A 15,935-nucleotide genomic window follows, 5' to 3' on the forward strand; every position below is an offset into this window, starting at 1 on the left:
CGGCCCGACCTCTTCGACGCCACAGGCGAGTACGACCTCGCTCCCGTCACGGACGCGGTCCAGCACAGGAGCACCCGGGCAGGACGGGCACGGCTCCCCTCACGTCCCCCGCCGCCTGAGCGACGAGTCCGCTGCTCCCGACTTCCCTCCAGGGGAAGCCGGGAGCAGCGGCATGTCGGCCCGCTCGCCGTGCCACGCACCCCAAGGAGCGATCGCATGAAGAGGGGAACCATCGGAGCCGGCACGGCCGCGGCGGCCTTTGCCCGTCAGGCGTTGACGGCGTGCGGCGGGATGTGTCGTCCTCTTCCACGCGGGGGATGACGTGGCGGCGAAGGCGGCAGTCGCATCGCTCGCCGAGCATTTCGGGTCCATTCCCCTTGATGTGGGCGGCCTGGGCAGCGGCGGGCGGCTGATGCAGCTGGGCGGCTCACTGTCGGCGCAGCACCCTGCTCCATCCCGAGCCGCCTGGAACGCCTCTGACCCATCAGGCCGGGGCTCAGCGTGCGCCCGCCGCCCCTCAGCCCGGGTGATAGACGGAAGCCGGCCCGCTGCCGATGGGTCCGGGTTGAGTGATTAAGGGCAGAGTTCCACAAAAGAACCGTAACTATTATTGTGACGTCAGGGAGGTGGGGCGGTATGAGTGCCAACAGCAGGCTGACCATTGCCACACACGCACTGCTGTGGATCGACATGCACCGACGCCAGCGCTACGAGGTGGCCACCTCCGAGCAGATCGCCGGAAGTGTCAACACCAACCCGGTGGTCGTCCGGCGATTGCTGAGTGAGCTGCGCAACGCACAGCTGGTCGAGTCGCGCAGAGGCGCGGGAGCCGGCTGGCAACTGGCGCGGCCGCTGGAGGACATCACGCTCCTGGACGTCCAGAACGCACTGGAAGCCGGTCCGCTCTTCGGCATGCATCGAGCCACCCCCAATCAGGACTGCCCCGTCGGCTACGGCATCCGACCTGCCATGCAGATCGTCTACGACGGGATCGAAGAAGTGCTGCGGCGCGAGCTGGCTTCCCGGACTCTCGCCGACGTACTCCGCGACGTCATCGCGGCGCCGTGAATGCGACAGACCCGAGGGCATCACCCTCGTGCCGACGAGCAGGCATCCGCCGGCCGCTCCACCTGCCGCCCCGACCGCCTCCGCCGCCCCGACAGCGCCCGCTCGCGACGGTGAACGCGCTGAAAGAAGACGTCCGGTGGGACCGATTCTGCATCGGTCCCACCGGAGGTCTCGTTCCCTAGCGGTTGTTGCGTGCCGCTGACAGCCGTGGAGCTGTCCACAGTGCGATGAGGGCGCCGGCTGAGACCGCCGCCGCTATTAGCAGGTCGGGGCTGACGCCGGCGCTGTCGACGGTGACGCCTCCCAGGAAAGCTCCCGCGGCGAGGGCGAGTTGGCTGGCGGAGATGAAGAGGGCCAGTCCGCTGTCGGCCTTCTCACCCATCGCGTCCAGGATCCACAGCTGCAATCCGAGCGGCATCGCACCCCAAGCCAGGCCCCACAGTCCGACCAGCACGACCGCGCCCGGGGCCGTCGTGCCGATCAGCGGGAGCAGGGCCAGCGATGCGACCAGCAGGATCACCCCTGCGGTGAGCGTCCCCCTGATGCTGCGGGCCGCCGTCATGCCCGCGGCGAAGTTCCCCACGATCCCCGTCACTCCGAACAGCAACAGGACGGGTGTCGTCCACGTGCTGTCGATGTGGGCGAGGTCGTGCAGCGCGGGCGACAGGTAGGTGTATCCCGCGAAGTGCCCGAAGAAGACCAGCACCGAGGCGATCACGCCGGCCCGGGCCCTGGGCAACTTGAAGAGAGTCAGCAGCGACCCGAACGTGACAGCGTGCTGTGCCGGCATCCGCGGGAGGGCGAAGAACTGCAGGACGAGGGTGGCCAGAGCAAGACCGGCGATGATCAGGAACCCCGCGCGCCACCCCAATAGGTCACCGGCCAGGGAACCCAGCGGAAGGCTGGCCACGGTCGCCAGGGTAATACCCGACGTGATCACCGAAGCGGCCCGGGGAACGACCTGTGCGGGAACCAGCCGGGGGGCGACGCTGACCCCGATCGTCCAGAACCCTCCGACCGCCACGCCCAGCAGCAGTCGCGCGACCATCAGCACGGAGAAGGTCGGGGCCAGCGCTGCCAGCAGATCGGACGCCACGAGCAAAACGCTCAGTGACAGCAGGATGGCCCTTCTGTCCACCCGGGCCGCGGCCACGGTCAGCAACGGCGCGGAGAGTGCGGCCATCAGGCCCGGGGCGGTCACCATGAGCCCCGCCGTCCCCTCCGACACACCGAGACTCTTCGCCACGTCGGGCAGCAGGCCGATCGCGAGGAACTCGGACATGACCAGGGCGAACGCGCCCGCCGCGACGGCCCACACAGCCACCCAGTCGGTCCCACCGGAGGTCGTGGACGGCACATCCGCTCGGGCGCGTTCACCGAGAGCCGGTTCAGCGGTCAGCTCAGAGGTTGTTGAGGAGTTCATGTTCGTCTTTCGGGAAGGGGGCGGGGCCCGGTGGTGGGGGGAGGTGGGCTCTCAGTCCTTGAGGTCGGGGTAGTCGATGTATCCGCTCGCGCCACCGCCGTAGAAGGTCGCCGGGTCGGCCTCGTTGAGCTCCGCGCCGGTGCTCCAGCGGCGCACGAGATCAGGGTTGGCGATGTACGGACGGCCCACGGCAACGACATCGGCCAGGCCCGCGTCGAGGATCCCCTGCGCGGACTCCGTCGTGACCTGCGCGAAGCCGTCGCTGGCGATGAAAGGTCCCGAGAAGCGCGTGCGCAGCTCCTGGATCAACGCGTCGGCCGGGTCGGCGAGCGCGTGGAGGTAGGCCAGGCCCAAGGGGGCGATGCCGTCGAGGAGCTCCCGGTACGTGGCAGCCGTCTCGGCGGTGTCGTCCTCGATGGCGCCGTGGATGTTGTGCGCGGGAGAGATTCGGATCCCCACCCGCTCCGGCCCTATCGCGCCGGCGACAGCCCGGGCGACCTCCACGACCAGCCGCGCCCGAGCTGCCGGAGACCCTCCGTACTCGTCGGTGCGCAGGTTCGTGGAAGGAGCGAGGAACTGGTGCAGCAGGTAGCCGTTCGCCGCGTGCAGCTCCACACCGTCCAGGCCGGCCTCGACGGCGGATCGGGCCGCGTGCACGAACTCCTCGACCAGCTCGGGCAGTTCGTGTGTCTCCAGCGCCCTGGGCACCGGGTAGGGCTGCATGCCCTTCGCGGTGAAGATCTCGTCCGGGGCCGCAACGGCGCTGGGCGCCACCGTCTCCTGGCCGGGCTTGTTCTCAGGGTGCGCGATGCGGCCCGCGTGCATCAGCTGCACGACGATGTGACCGTTCCGCGCGTGGACGGCCTCCGCGATCAGGCGCCACCCCTCGATCTGCTCGGAGCTGTGGATCCCCGGGCTGTCGAGGTACCCCTGGCCGCGCGGGCTGGGCTGCGTCCCCTCGGCGATGATCAGGCCGGCACCGGCCCGCTGCCCGTAGTACTGGGCACTGATCTCCTGCGGCACCTGCCCCTCGCCGGCCCGGTTCAGGGTCATGGGCGCCATGGCGATGCGATTGCTCAGGACCCATTTCCCAACGGTCACCGGCTCGAACAGGTTGGTCATCGATATCTCCTTCTACGAGTACTGCTCGGGGAGGCATCCGGCAGGGGCAGGGCGGACGTCACCGCGTGGTGCGCAGGCCCTGGCCGGAGGCCGGGCAGCGCCAGGCAGCAGCCGACGCCCATCGGTCGGACGGCTTCGGGACTCCGTCCGGCACGAAATTGAAGCAACTTTTTTGGTTACATCGAGGAGTACGACTGCGCTGTCGCCGCACCGAGGCGGCAACAGGAGTTGCAATCAAGGAAGTTACGGCCGAGACCTCGGGGTGGCCCGGGCCGCCCCGGCCCTACAGGCCGGCGATGCTGTCCTGCACCGACTTGCCCCACGCCACACCTTCAGCGTGCGTGTTGGCGAAGTCCGGGTCCACGTAGATGTGGGTCCGCTTGATGAGTTCGCCCTCGAACTCGAAAACGTTGCAGAACAGTCCGAAAGAGGAGACGCCGTCGGGGAAGTCCACACCCGATGTCGTCGTTCCGTTCTCGGCACCCTCGACGATCACGTAATTTCCGGACGACAGCACGGTGAAACCGTCGATCTCATGCTCGAGCGACGCGATTCCCCGGCCGAGACCCTGGGCGAACGCACCGATCTGCGCCTTGCCGACCGCGAAACCGAACTTCGGGTAGAACATCTGGGCGTCGTCCGTGAAGATGTCGATCACCGCGGGGTTTCCGGCGTCGACCATACGGAAGTAGTTGATGACAATCTCTTCGCGGCGCTTCTGGAGATCGCTGTTGCCGTTCACTTTTCCTCCTGTTGGATGTTCTGCGTTTTCGCGTGATTTCTTCCGCGGGTGCACATGTACGCCACGCCGTCCCGGCGGAGAACTGCTTCCGCGTACCCAGCCGTGGATCGTGGGCCGATCCGACCAGGTCCACAGAGTCGTCGCATCAGCCCCGGGGTGGCCAGTGGGACTCGGTCCGATCATGACCCTGCGCGCTCCTCCCGTTGCCTCGTGCTGACGTCCGGGTTGCGCGCCACGGTTGATTTTTAACCGATCGGTTAAAAATTTAAGCGAGATGAGTGGCCCTGTCAAGGAGCCTCCGGATCGACCCGCATCCCCTGCCAGGGGCAAGCGAGGCGGGCGGCCACCACAGGACCGCCGATCGGCGGGCTGGGGCAACCGTCATGGACTCCCGCGGACGATCCTGAAGCGCACCCGGCGACCGAAGCCCGCCGCCGACCTTCTTGACGGAGCGGATCCGCCTCGGTTACATTTCTAACCGATCGGTTAAATATTGTCCACGTCGCACCACTCCCGTCAGAGGGGGCGGCGATTCGACGTCGCGACACGGCCACTGCAAGCGCCGACCGATCCCGCGAGCGCAAGGCGCCGCACGAAAATTCAGCACCCAGAGAACACGACACCCACCGGGAGCCAGAGTGAACAGCAACAGCGACCTCCAGAAGAAGTACGAAGAGATAGCCCTCAGCTATTTCCGCCTGGTGGACCAAGGCGACCCGGCCATTTTCGACCTCTTCACGGACGACGCTCAGATGTTCTTCCCAAAATTCGGCATCGCCACCGGGAAAGCGCAGATCGCAGCGTTCGCGCAGGGTTTCGCCGGTGCGATCGCATCGATTCAGCACGACGAGTCCGGCCTTCACGTAATGGCGTCCGGGAACCATGTGGTGGTCGAGGGAGCAGGCAAAGGCACCCTGACGTCAGGGGCAACATTCCCTGACGACGATCCCACCAGCGGGATGTTCTGCAATGTGTTCGAGTTCGAGGGCGAACACATCAAGCGCCTCCACATCTACGAAGACCCGGACTTCGCCCGCACCCACACCGACGGAGTGAACTGGGGCGACTCGGTACGCGAAAGCCTGTAGGAGCGGGAGTACCGGCCCGGCCAGGCGGCCGGGGAGGGCAGCGCCGTGCGCACTCCCTCGCGCCGTACGGTTGCCGAGCAGTCGGTCCATCGCGGGACCGCACCACGTGGGCCTGACGCCGGATTATTGACCGCTCGGTTCTAAAGGTCGTACGTTGGCGGAGAGAGACGTTGAACCGGAACAAGAAGCAGGAAGTGCCCATGGCTGTCGGCCGACCCCGAACCTTCGACGAAGCGCAAGCGCTCGACCTCGCGGTCGAGGTCTTCTGGCGCCAGGGGTACGAGGGCACCTCCATCACCGACCTCACCACCGCGATGGGCATGAACAAGCCCAGCCTGTACACGGTGTTCGGGTCGAAGGAGAAGCTGTTTCGGCTGGTCGTCGCGCGCTACGCGGAGCGGGACATGGGCTACAAGACCGCAGCGCTCGCCGAACCGACGGCCGCCGCTGTCGCCCGGACCCTGTTGCTGGAGAACGCCAAGGCGCTCACGCGGAAGGACCGGCCGGCCGGCTGCCTGTCCATCCAGGGCGGCCTGTCCAGCAGTCCCGACAACGCCTCGGTCTGCGCTTTCCTCGCCGCGAGCCGGTTGGAGGGCGAGCAGGCACTCGCCGACCGGTTCCGTACGGCGGTGACGGACGGCGACCTGCCCGCCGGTACAGATCCGGCCGCACTCGCCCGCTACATCATCGCCTTCACCGAGGGCCAAGCCGTACACGCCGCGGCGGGTGCCGACCGTCGGCAGCTCGAAGAGACCGCAGAAATCGCCCTGCGAGTCTTCCCGGACGGCAGAGGCCCGATGTCCGACTGACCCGCCCGAACAGCTGACGAACCCCTGTGGATGAACCCATCGCTACTCCGCTTGACCCTTAGCCCGCTCCTGGGCCAGTACATCCCGCAGTACGTCGGCGATGGTGGTGCCGGCCAGTTGCTTCCGCATGGTGTCCTCCACGCCGTCGTACACGTGCCGCAGGGTGGGCCGGATCCCGAAGCCGACCGGACAGGACTGGTTCGGTTCGCTGTTGTGCATCCCGAAGACACCGCCCTCGTCCAGGGCCTCGTACACATCGAGCAGGGTGACCGTCTCCGGCTCCCGCGTGACGAGCCAGCCGGCACCGGTGCCCCGCCGGGCCTCCACCAGCCCCGCCTTCCGCAGATCACCGAGGCAGCGCCGGATCACGACGGGGTTGGTGTTGACGCTGCTCGCGATGCGCTCGGACGTGGCGACCTCGTTCCCGCCCTGCCGGTCGAGCACCATCCACGTCAGTACGTGCACCGCGACCGTCAGCCTGCTGTTCGCACTCACCCTCGGATCACTCCTCCATCCATGTAACTCACAATGTTACATCGCGTCGGGGCCGGAATCCTCTACGGGGTTCGCCCCTCTCCCGGCCGCAGCGCCGTCTCCTCGCCCGACGTGACCGGCATCACGTGCCGGCAGTGCATAGTGAGGTGCTCACCGACGTCTTTCACCAGGTGTACGAAGCTGGCAAGGGCGGGGACGGTGCGGATGCGACAGGCTGGAGCCGAGGGTTTCGACGGGTTCGTCGCGGCCCGGTGGTCGGCGTTGATCCACCTCGCGCGCCTGCTCTGCGGAGGTGACCGGCACCGCGCCGAGGACCTGCTCCAGGAGGCCCTGGTCAAGCTCTGGTTCGTCTGGCCGAGGATCGCGGACGAGGCGCCCGAGGCGTACGTACGCAAGGTCCTGGCCCGCGCCGCCGCCCGCTCGGCCCGCAGGCGGTGGTGGGGCGAGCGCCCCGTGGACGAACTCCCCGACCTGGCACAGGTCGGGGACGAGTCCGCCACCGTGGTGGAGCGGTCGCGGCTGGAGGCGGCCCTCGCCCAACTGCCGCCCCGGCAAAGGGCCGCCGTGGTGCTGCGCTACTACCAGGACCTGCCGGAGAAACAGGTCGCGGAGGTCCTGGGATGCCCGCTGGGCACCGCCCGGTCCCACGCGTCACGCGGTGTGGCGCGCCTGCGCCAGATCCTGGCCGTCGTCGTCGAACCGGTGGAGTGAAGGGAAACATGGATCACTTCGAGCGGGAGTTGGCGCGGATGATGCGCGACACCGAGGAGCACACCCCCTTCGAGCCGGCACAGCAGGACCGCCTCACGACCGGGATCCGCGCCCGCCGCCGGGTCCGCTCCGCGCGGAAGGCCGTGGGCTCCGTGGTCGCGGTCGCCGGGCTCAGCGTCGGTCTGTTCCTGCTGCCGCACACCCCGGAGGGCGACCGGCCCCAGGCCCCGCTGCCCATGACCGGCCGCCCCTCCCCGGACGTCTCGCCGACCCCGACCCCGCCCCAGTCCTCCAGCGCGACTCCCACCGGACCGGGCACCACCACTCCCGACGACACCGCGAGCACCACCACCCCACCCACGGCACCGGCCTCGACGGGCGGTTCGACCTCGGTCGGCACCGATCCTCGCGGAGCGCGACCACCAGCCCGCCGCCCCGGGCCTCGTCGACGCCGAGCGGGAGCATCACGCCGCCCCCGCCGACGACGCCCGTCGAGTCGTCCTCGTCCTCGTCCGCCGACGCGACCGACACCGGGTAGCCGCCGCTCGCCCACCGCCGGGCCGTACGCCGTACCGACCCCTCGGCCGCGGAGACTTCCGCCCCGAACCCCCTGCCGCAAAACCTTCCGTCCCGCGCCCCTTTCCCTGCTCCGCCCGCAGCCGCACTCCGTGACCACAGCTCCGCCGTGAGCGTCTTCGGGATGCCCTGCGCCGACGCACAGACCAGGACGAACCATGACCAACGCCACGCGGCCCGCCCCGACGAACCCCTCGACAGGACTGGCCATGGACAGACTGCCGCTCCGTCTGCCGCTGCCCGCGGACCACCCGGAACCCGTCCTCGACGTGGTCGTCCCCGTGTTCAACGAGGAGAGGGACCTGGAGCCGAGCGTGCGGCGGCTGCACACGCACCTGCGCGAGACGTTCCCGTACCCCTTCCGCATCACCGTCGCCGACAACGCCAGTACCGACGCCACGCCGCGGATCGCGGCCCGGCTGGCCGCCGAGCTCCCGGAGGCCGAGTGGATACGGCTGGCCGAGAAGGGTCGCGGACGGGCTCTGCGCGTCGCCTGGTCGCGGTCACGGGCGCCGGTCCTGGCCTACCTGGACGTGGACCTGTCCACCGAACTGACGGCGCTGCTCCCGCTGGTCGCGCCGCTGATCTCCGGCCACTCCGACATGGCCATCGGCACCCGGCTGGCCCGCGGCTCCCGGGTGGTGCGCGGCCCCAAGCGGGAGATCATCTCCCGTTGCTACAACGCCCTGTTGAGGTCCACCCTCGCGGTCGGCTTCTCCGACGCGCAGTGCGGTTTCAAAGCGGTCAGGCGCGATGTCGCCGAACGGCTGCTTCCCCTGGTGGAGGACTCGGAATGGTTCTTCGACACGGAACTGCTGGTGATCGCCGAGCGGGCCGGGCTGCGCATCCACGAGGTACCCGTCGACTGGGTGGACGACCCCGACAGCCGGGTCGATCTGATCCCCACGGCCGTGGCGGACCTGCGCGGTATCGCCAGGATCGGCGGCGCGCTGGCCCGTGGCACGCTTCCGACCGCTGGGCTGCGGCGCGCCGCCGGAGGTGATCCTCCGACCTCACTGGTCGCCCAGTCGCTGCGGTTCGGTGCCGTGGGCGTGGCAAGCACGATCGGGTACGTCCTGCTCTATGTGGCCCTGCGTCCGGTCACGGGTCCGCAGGGAGCCAACGCGTGGGCGCTCCTGCTCTGCGCCGTCGCGAACACGACCGCGAACCGGCGGCTCACCTTCGGGCCGCGCGGGCGCGGCGGCGCGCTGCGCCAACAGGCCAAGGGGCTCGTGGTGTTCGGCCTCGGCCTGGCGCTCACCAGCGGGTCGCTCGCCGCGCTGCACCGCTGGGCCCCGGGTCCCGGGCGGCCCACGGAGGCCGTGGTGCTCGTCGTCGCCAATCTGGTCGCGACGCTCCTGCGTTTCCTGCTCCTGCGGGCCTGGGTGTTCGCCGCCGTCCCCGGCAACGGCGAGAAGGGAGCCGAGGTCCGATGAACGACCCGCGCCTCGCGGACTCTCCGCCGTACGAGGACAACAGGCCTCACACCGAGGGCCGTTCGACCGCCACACCACCGTCGCACGGCACCGCACCGGCCTTCGTCCCCTCCCCCGCTGTCGTTCCGCACCGGTGGCCGCGGCTGCGCCGGGTGGCGGAGCGGCACGGTCCGGTGCTCGCGCTGTACGGTGCGCTGAAGCTCGTCGGCTTCTGCGTCTTCATGTACCTGCTCGACTCCGCCGGGGATTTCCGCCGGAAACACCCCCGCTTCGGCGGCGGCGCCCACGTCTGGGACGTCCTGGGCACCTGGGACGGCTGGTGGTACCAGCAGATCGCCGCACACGGGTACCACCCGGCGCTCGTCCCGGTGCCCGGTGCCACCGGTCTGATCACCGTCGAGGGCAATTCGGCGGCGTTCTTCCCGCTGTACCCGGCTCTCATGCGACTGTTCTCCTCGTGCACCGGCCTGGGCCTGTTCGGTGCCGGCCTGCTGGTCTCGGTCGTCGCCTCGTTCGCCGCCGCCCTGGCGATCCACGCCGTCACCGCGCGGATCGGCGGTCGCCGGGCCGGGCTCGCCGCCGCCGGGCTCTGGGCCGTGTGGCCCGGTTCCGGCATGGAGTGGTCGGCCTATTCGGAGTCGCTCTATGTGGCCCTCGCGGCCTGGGCCTGCTACGCCGTCATGCGCCACCACTGGCTCACCGCCGGCCTTCTGACCTGCGCCGCGGGTCTCACCCGCCCGACGGCCACCGCGCTGATCGCGGCGCTCGCCGTCGCCGCCCTGCTGGCCGTGCACCGGCGGTGGCGGGAGGTCCGCCGCTGGGGCGACGCCCCCGGTCCGGACGGGAAGAGACGCCGACGCATCGCCCCGCGCCCCCTGGCAGCCGTGGCGATCGCCCCCCTCGGGCTGGTCGGGTACCTCGGCTGGGTGGGGTACCGGATGGGCGACTACGACGGGTACTTCAAGCTCCAGGAGGGCGCCTGGGCCCACACGTTCGACTACGGCAGGCAGACCCTCGACGTGTTCACCTCCCTGCCGGTGGGCCACTTCGACTACCTCTTCGCCTCTCCCTTCGAAGACCTCGTCGGCGTCGGCACGGTCCTGCTGGCCCTGATCGTCCTCCCGCTGCTGCTACGGCTCCGCCCGCCACCGGTCCTCGTCGTCCACACCCTCCTGACGATCGCGCTCGTCCTGGGAAGCCAACAGATCTTCGGCAACGTCTCGCGCTACCTGCTCCCTGCCTTCCCCCTGTTCATCCCGTGCGCCGTCGGCATGCGCCGGCTCAGTACGCCGGCGCTGTGCGCCGTCCTCGGCATCGCCGCGTTCGCCTCCGGCTCGTACGCGGGGTACGTCCTCTTCGAACTCGGCGTTCCGTAGGCGGCGTTGCGGAGGTGCCGCCTCCCCGGCCCGGTCCGGCCGACGCCGGACCGGACGCCGGTGCGGGAGCGAGGACCGCGGGGTGTGCCGGCAAGTCCCGTACGACCGGTCGGGAGCCGGGGGTGAGATGCTGGACGGATGGACACCTCCCCCGCGGCCTCGGATGAACTGGTGGCGATCACCACCCGGTACGAGATGCCCAGGGCGTTCGTGATGCTCCTGCGGGGATGTGCCGACCTGACGAGCTCCGGAAAGCTGGAGGAGATCTTCGGTGAGGCCGCCGGGTCCGGCTGCCCGGTGATCGTGGATCTGGCCGGTCTCGCCTTCGGCGACGAACATCTGCTGGGGCACCTGCTCGCTGCCCGTGAGAAGGGCGACCTGACGCTTGTCGGCCCCCTGAGCAGGCAGTTCCACCAGCGTATGGACGTCACGGGTACGGTCGAATGCTTCGATGTCCAGCCCGACCTGACCACCGCCCTGGCGCATCTGCCGGGCTGACCTCACGGCCCGCGGCGGGCTCTGCCCACCGGGACGACCTGCACCGCAACCACCGCACCGACGATGCCCGCTATGTTTGCCGCAGGACCACGGAAAATCTGGAGGCGTGCGGGGATGCCGGGTGTGACGTTCCCGGGCGGAGTGCGCGCCGACGGGCTGCCGACGGCGTTGTCGGATCCGGCTCGGCTGGCGGCGGTGGCCGCGACGGGTTTGCTGGATACCGGCCCGGAGCCGGAGTTCGAGAGCCTGGCGCGGCTGGCGGCGAGCGTGACCGGCTGCGGCCGCGCTTTCATCACCCTGGTCGACGACCGGCGCTCGTTCTGGAAGTCGTGCGTCGGCGTCGACGCCACGCGGACCGACGAGCGGCAGAACCGCGTGAGGGAGAGCTTCTGCTACTTCCTGGTCGGCCTGGAGGGTGACTCGTTCGCGGTGGAGGACGCCGGCCCTGGACCCGCGCACCCGCGACCATCCCTCGGTGGCGCCGATGAAGATCGGCGCCTGGGCCGGCCATCCGATTCTGGGACCTGGCGGGGAGGTTCTGGGAAGCATGTGCGTGATGGACGAGAACCCGCGCGTCTGGCAGCCGCAGGAACTCGCCGTGCTCGAGACGATGGCCCGTTCGGTCAGCAACGAGATGAACCTGCGTCTGTCCCTGGCCACCGCCCAGCAGGCGTTGGCCGCTTCCAGCGAACTGGCCCGCAGCCTGCAGGACAGTCTGCTGCCGCCCGTGCTCCGGCCCGTTCCCGGCCTGGACACCGCCGCGTCGTACCTCCCCGCCGCCGGCGGCACGGAGGTCGTCGGCGACTTCTACGACCTCTTCCGCGCCAAGGGTTCCTGGTGGTCCACCGTCATGGGAGACGTCTGCGGGAAGGGCACCGAGGCGGCCAAGGTCACCGCCCTGGCCCGCTACACCCTGCGCGCGGAGGCCACCCAGCAGCTCTCCCCGGCCACCGTGCTCACGCACCTGAACTCCGCGCTGCTCGACCAGCGGGTCGGCGGCGGCCGATTCCTCACCGCCGTGTACGCCACCTTCCGCCTCACCGCCGGCGGCCTCGCCGGACGCCTGTGCACGGCCGGGCATCCGCCCGCTCTCATCCGCCGCGACGACGGACGCATCCAGTCGGTCGGCCGGCCGGGAACACTCCTGGGCATCCTGCCCGAGGTCCGTCTCACCGACGTCCGTTTCCGCCTCGCAGCGGGAGACACTCTGCTGCTCTACACCGACGGCGCCACCGAGGCCCGTCCACGCGCCGCCACCCCCGGCGGGAAGCGCCCCCTCTTCGACGAGGCCGACCTGGCCACCGCCCTGGCCGCCACCCACGGTGCCGACGCCACCGAGACCGTCCGCCATCTCGGCCAGGTCCTCGCCGACCACACCGGCGGCTGGGCCAGCGACGACACCGCTCTGCTCGCCCTTCGCGTCCCGCCCACCGGCTGAACTCCAGCCACCCGCGGCACCCGGTCCGGCCCGAGGTCCGGCCGAGCCCGGCGAGCGCGGCGGAACCGGCCTGTGCCCGGAATGTTCAAGTCTCCGCGTGGTGGGCATGGGTGGGGCAGCGACACCACATGCCGGAGAACCCGGCCCGATTGCAGCGGGCCGGGTTCTCCATGCGGTGCGGATGGTGCGGTGACGCCGTGACTACCAGCGGTGGTGGTCCTCGACGACGCGGAAGCTGCCCACGACGCCGTTCTTGACCTTCACGCCACCGTGGACGCGGAAGGGCATGACACCGTTGCTGGTGCTCCACGGGCCGACCGTGGCGACGGGCGAACCGTTGTCACAGGTGGCGCCACGGAAGACCTCGACGGTCCGGTGGCTGTCGTTGCGGACGTTGAAGCTACGCGAACCGAGACCGCTCACCACGGTGATGCAGCCCCAGCTCTGGGCGGAGTAGGTGCGCTCGTTGAAGTCGATGTGGCCCTCGTAGTGGCCCCGGCCACCGCGGTCGCCGCCTCCTCCTCCTTCGTTGCCCTTCGACTGCCCGCTGTCGCCACCCATGGGAGCAACCTGCTTGACGACGGGGGCGGCCTCAGGAGCCGCGGCGGCCGAGGCGTAGGTGACGCCCGTGGCGACGAGGGCCGTAGCAGCCGCAGCGGCGGCCGTCACGGCAATGTTGCGCGTGGTCATGTCACTTTCCCAATCTCTGAGACGTCGGCCAAGCAGCCGATCTATGAGAGAACTTACAGATAATCCCTTTATCTGCCATATCGGACACGCGGGACTTTCACAGCAACACCCGAATGGACGCAGGTACTCGGCCGTCGCACGCTCGGACCCCACCTGACGCACCCCCAGAGGGGCCTCTGACGTGGGAATCTGACGCTTCGTGGTGGCCGGCCGACGGAGCCGGTGACACCTGCCGCGCGGGAAGCCGCGCCGTCGCCGACGCGCCGGTGAGACCGACCCGGGCGGAGTTGAGGACAGGGGCCGACAGGAAGCCCGGCCGGCCGCCTCCCGCGCGCGAAGCATCTCCAGGACCTCGTCGAGGTCGGTGGCACCTCGGACGTCTGATGCCGAACTCGTCTCTGCGGCGGGGAAGTTGACTACCGGGAGGTCGAGCGCGCCCGCACAGCGGTGCCTTCGATGCCTCCAACCGCTAAAGGATTCCGCCTACATGGGCCGGATCTCCGAGACCCGGCCCGGTACCTACCGGATCTCCGGCACCGCCAATGACAGGCGCGGGACGGCGGAGCGCGTGTGCCGGACTCCTCCCCGCACGGATGCGGGTTCCCTCACTGCTTGGCGCCGAAGTCCTGTGTCCACCACGGGCCGCCCGACCCCTTGTGGACACCCACACCGATGTTCTTGAACGCGCAGTTGAGGATGTTGGCGCGGTGGCCGGGGCTGTTCATCCACGACTCCATCACCGCCTCCGGTGTCTGCTGACCCTGGGCGATGTTCTCGCCGTACGTGGACCAGCGGTAGCCCGCGGCGGTGATGCGCTGCCCGGGGTCGGCACCGTCCGGGTTGGTGTGTTCGAAGAAGTTACGGGCGGCCATGTCGTCGGAGTGTGCCTGCGCGGCCTTCTCCAGCTGCGCGTCCTCGGTGAGCGGGCCGCAGCCGGCCGTCGCACGCTCCTTGTTCACCAGCGCGACCACCTGCGCGACGGTGGTCGCCGGAGCCGCCGCCACCTTCGACGCACTGGCCGAAGCCTTGGCGGGCGGCGCGGATCTCGGGGGCGTCGGCACACTCTTCTTCGTGGCGGACGGCGTCCTGGACGGGCTCGCCTTCTTCTTTGCCGACGCGGACGGTGACACGGACGCCGAGGCGGGCGGGGAGACCGACGGCGTGGCCTCGGAGGCGCTGGACGCCGAGAGGCCCACGACGTGGTCGTCGGTGGTCTGCGCGGCGTTCCCTCCCCCACCCCCGTTCCCGGGATCCGCACCGAAGTACCAGAGACCGCCGCCGGCCACACAGGCCGCCACGACGGCACCGCCGACCGCGCGGCGCCGGACGCGCCGACGGCGACGGGCCTCGCCACGGGAGGTTCCCGCGCGGCCGGCGGCACGGTGGCGGGCCCTCGCACCCGGTCCGGCGGTGACACCGGAAGCGTCGAGCGCCGACGCCGAACCGGCCGGAGCCATGCCGCCGTGGGCGGAGCGCACCCTGTCCAGCAGCGCGGGCGACGCCGACACGAGTGCCAGCCCGGCCAGCAGCCCCTCCGCGGGCATCAGCCCGCTCCACAGGCCTGAGCAGCGTGCGCACCCGCGGGCGTGCCGTGCTATTCGCTTGCGCCACAGCGCCGAGGGCCGAGCGTCCCAGGAGGCCAGTACCCCACGCAGTTCCTCACACGGCGGCCGCGCGTCGAGTGCCCGCACGACCACACGCGCCGCCTCCAGTTGTGCCTTCATCCGCTGCACCCGGACCGCCGTCTGCTGAGGTGACACCTCCAGGGCAGCGGCGACCTCGGTCCGGGTGAGTTCGCCGGCGCACTCCAGCCACCACAGCGACAGCAGCGCCCGGTCGTCCGGCTCCAGCCAGCGGGTGGCGCGCGCGGTCTCCTGACGCTGGCCGGACAACTGCAGCCGCACCATCGTCAGGTCCACGAAGTCGGCGCCCGGATCGGCGAAGTCCTTCGTGTCCTCCACGGCTCCCGGGGTGAACTGCCGGTCCTGCCAGTGGGTCCGGACCTGGTTCATCGCGATCGCCACGAGCCAGGAGCGGAAGCTTTCGGGGCTCCGCAGACTTCCCAGCGCGTCCAGGGCACGGAGCATGGTCTCCTGCACCACGTCGTCCACGTCGACGGAGCCGTTCAGAGCCCGGCCCACGATGTTGTAGACGAGCGGGAGGTACGCACTGACCAGGGCGTCCTGAGCCTGCGGGTCGCCGCCTCGGGCAGCGGTCACCAGTGCCGCCTCGTCCGCCGTGTTCCGTGTGCTCATCAAACGCTTCCCTGTCCTCGACGCCGAACGATGCTGTCCGATACCTGGGAGACCGCTCGGTGAGCCTCGGATAACAGTTCTTCGGAGAATCGTTCCGGGAGAGACTCACCGCTGCGCCAGGGAAACGCAATGGAGGACGTCACATCGGGGAAGGGCAGTACGCATGAGTGCCGTGCCCGACCGGGTCGGGCACGGCACCTCGGGAAAC

Annotated in this window: 14 protein-coding genes and 1 pseudogene; 8 read left to right on the forward strand and 7 right to left on the reverse strand. The window is 70.0% G+C overall.

Annotated elements, in window-relative coordinates:
- The first annotated feature begins 636 nt into the window (after window positions 1-636).
- Complete coding sequence (locus HEP85_RS02585; protein WP_168525815.1) at window positions 637-1,068, forward strand: Rrf2 family transcriptional regulator; 432 nt, start codon at window positions 637-639, stop codon at window positions 1,066-1,068.
- Between the two features lie 178 nt (window positions 1,069-1,246).
- Here the strand turns inward: HEP85_RS02585 and HEP85_RS02590 are convergent, their stop codons facing one another.
- The 3 genes from HEP85_RS02590 to HEP85_RS02600 form a co-directional block, all read right to left on the reverse strand.
- Window positions 1,247-2,392 carry an MFS transporter gene (locus tag HEP85_RS02590; protein ID WP_168525817.1) on the reverse strand — a complete coding sequence of 382 codons (1,146 nt, stop codon included), beginning with the start codon at window positions 2,390-2,392 and terminating at the stop codon, window positions 1,247-1,249.
- Window positions 2,393-2,542: 150 nt separating this feature from the next.
- Window positions 2,543-3,613, reverse strand: a complete 1,071-nt coding sequence (locus HEP85_RS02595; RefSeq protein WP_168525819.1) for an alkene reductase — start codon at window positions 3,611-3,613, stop codon at window positions 2,543-2,545.
- 283 nt (window positions 3,614-3,896) lie between these two features.
- Window positions 3,897-4,355 carry a nuclear transport factor 2 family protein gene (locus HEP85_RS02600; protein WP_168525821.1) on the reverse strand — a complete coding sequence of 153 codons (459 nt, stop codon included), beginning with the start codon at window positions 4,353-4,355 and terminating at the stop codon, window positions 3,897-3,899.
- Window positions 4,356-4,993: 638 nt separating this feature from the next.
- Here HEP85_RS02600 and HEP85_RS02605 point away from each other — a divergent pair.
- Both HEP85_RS02605 and HEP85_RS02610 read left to right on the forward strand, forming a co-directional pair.
- The gene (locus HEP85_RS02605; RefSeq protein ID WP_168525823.1) at window positions 4,994-5,443 is read left to right on the forward strand and encodes a nuclear transport factor 2 family protein; all 450 of its coding nucleotides are present in this window, start codon (window positions 4,994-4,996) and stop codon (window positions 5,441-5,443) included.
- A gap of 200 nt (window positions 5,444-5,643) precedes the next feature.
- On the forward strand, window positions 5,644-6,252 hold the full coding sequence (locus tag HEP85_RS02610; protein ID WP_329525313.1) for a TetR/AcrR family transcriptional regulator: 609 nt from the start codon (window positions 5,644-5,646) through the stop codon (window positions 6,250-6,252).
- A 42-nt stretch (window positions 6,253-6,294) separates the two neighbouring features.
- On the opposite strand, the gene HEP85_RS02615 is transcribed toward HEP85_RS02610, so the two are convergent.
- The gene (locus HEP85_RS02615; protein ID WP_168525828.1) at window positions 6,295-6,747 is read right to left on the reverse strand and encodes an Rrf2 family transcriptional regulator; all 453 of its coding nucleotides are present in this window, start codon (window positions 6,745-6,747) and stop codon (window positions 6,295-6,297) included.
- 204 nt (window positions 6,748-6,951) lie between these two features.
- Here HEP85_RS02615 and HEP85_RS02620 point away from each other — a divergent pair, with 204 nt between their 5' ends.
- The gene (locus HEP85_RS02620; RefSeq protein WP_168525830.1) at window positions 6,952-7,458 is read left to right on the forward strand and encodes a SigE family RNA polymerase sigma factor; all 507 of its coding nucleotides are present in this window, start codon (window positions 6,952-6,954) and stop codon (window positions 7,456-7,458) included.
- Window positions 7,459-7,471: 13 nt separating this feature from the next.
- Here HEP85_RS02620 and HEP85_RS02625 read toward each other — a convergent pair whose 3' ends face one another.
- Window positions 7,472-7,858: a hypothetical protein gene (locus tag HEP85_RS02625; protein WP_369657557.1), complete on the reverse strand. Its 387-nt coding sequence runs from the start codon at window positions 7,856-7,858 to the stop codon at window positions 7,472-7,474.
- A 385-nt stretch (window positions 7,859-8,243) separates the two neighbouring features.
- On the opposite strand from HEP85_RS02625, the gene HEP85_RS02630 reads away from it, so the two are divergent.
- The 4 genes and pseudogenes from HEP85_RS02630 (at window position 8,244) to HEP85_RS02645 (ending at window position 12,782) form a co-directional block, all read left to right on the forward strand.
- Complete coding sequence (locus HEP85_RS02630; RefSeq protein ID WP_168533235.1) at window positions 8,244-9,470, forward strand: bifunctional glycosyltransferase family 2/GtrA family protein; 1,227 nt, start codon at window positions 8,244-8,246, stop codon at window positions 9,468-9,470.
- Window positions 9,467-10,846 carry a hypothetical protein gene (locus HEP85_RS02635; protein ID WP_369657558.1) on the forward strand — a complete coding sequence of 460 codons (1,380 nt, stop codon included), beginning with the start codon at window positions 9,467-9,469 and terminating at the stop codon, window positions 10,844-10,846. The genes HEP85_RS02630 and HEP85_RS02635 overlap by 4 nt, the downstream gene beginning before the upstream one ends.
- Window positions 10,847-10,984: 138 nt before the next feature.
- A complete protein-coding gene (locus HEP85_RS02640) occupies window positions 10,985-11,344 on the forward strand; it encodes an anti-sigma factor antagonist (protein ID WP_168525834.1) in 360 nt (119 codons plus the stop codon).
- A gap of 114 nt (window positions 11,345-11,458) precedes the next feature.
- Window positions 11,459-12,782: pseudogene (locus tag HEP85_RS02645) on the forward strand (GAF domain-containing SpoIIE family protein phosphatase).
- A gap of 201 nt (window positions 12,783-12,983) precedes the next feature.
- Here HEP85_RS02645 and HEP85_RS02650 read toward each other — a convergent pair.
- Window positions 12,984-13,472 carry a hypothetical protein gene (locus HEP85_RS02650; protein WP_168525836.1) on the reverse strand — a complete coding sequence of 163 codons (489 nt, stop codon included), beginning with the start codon at window positions 13,470-13,472 and terminating at the stop codon, window positions 12,984-12,986.
- Window positions 13,473-14,077: 605 nt separating this feature from the next.
- On the reverse strand, window positions 14,078-15,727 hold the full coding sequence (locus tag HEP85_RS02655; RefSeq protein ID WP_168525838.1) for a sigma-70 family RNA polymerase sigma factor: 1,650 nt from the start codon (window positions 15,725-15,727) through the stop codon (window positions 14,078-14,080).
- Window positions 15,728-15,935 lie beyond the last annotated feature (208 nt).

Origin of the sequence: Streptomyces sp. RPA4-2 (assembly GCF_012273515.2) — a bacterium.
GTDB classification, from domain to species: domain Bacteria; phylum Actinomycetota; class Actinomycetes; order Streptomycetales; family Streptomycetaceae; genus Streptomyces; species Streptomyces kaempferi.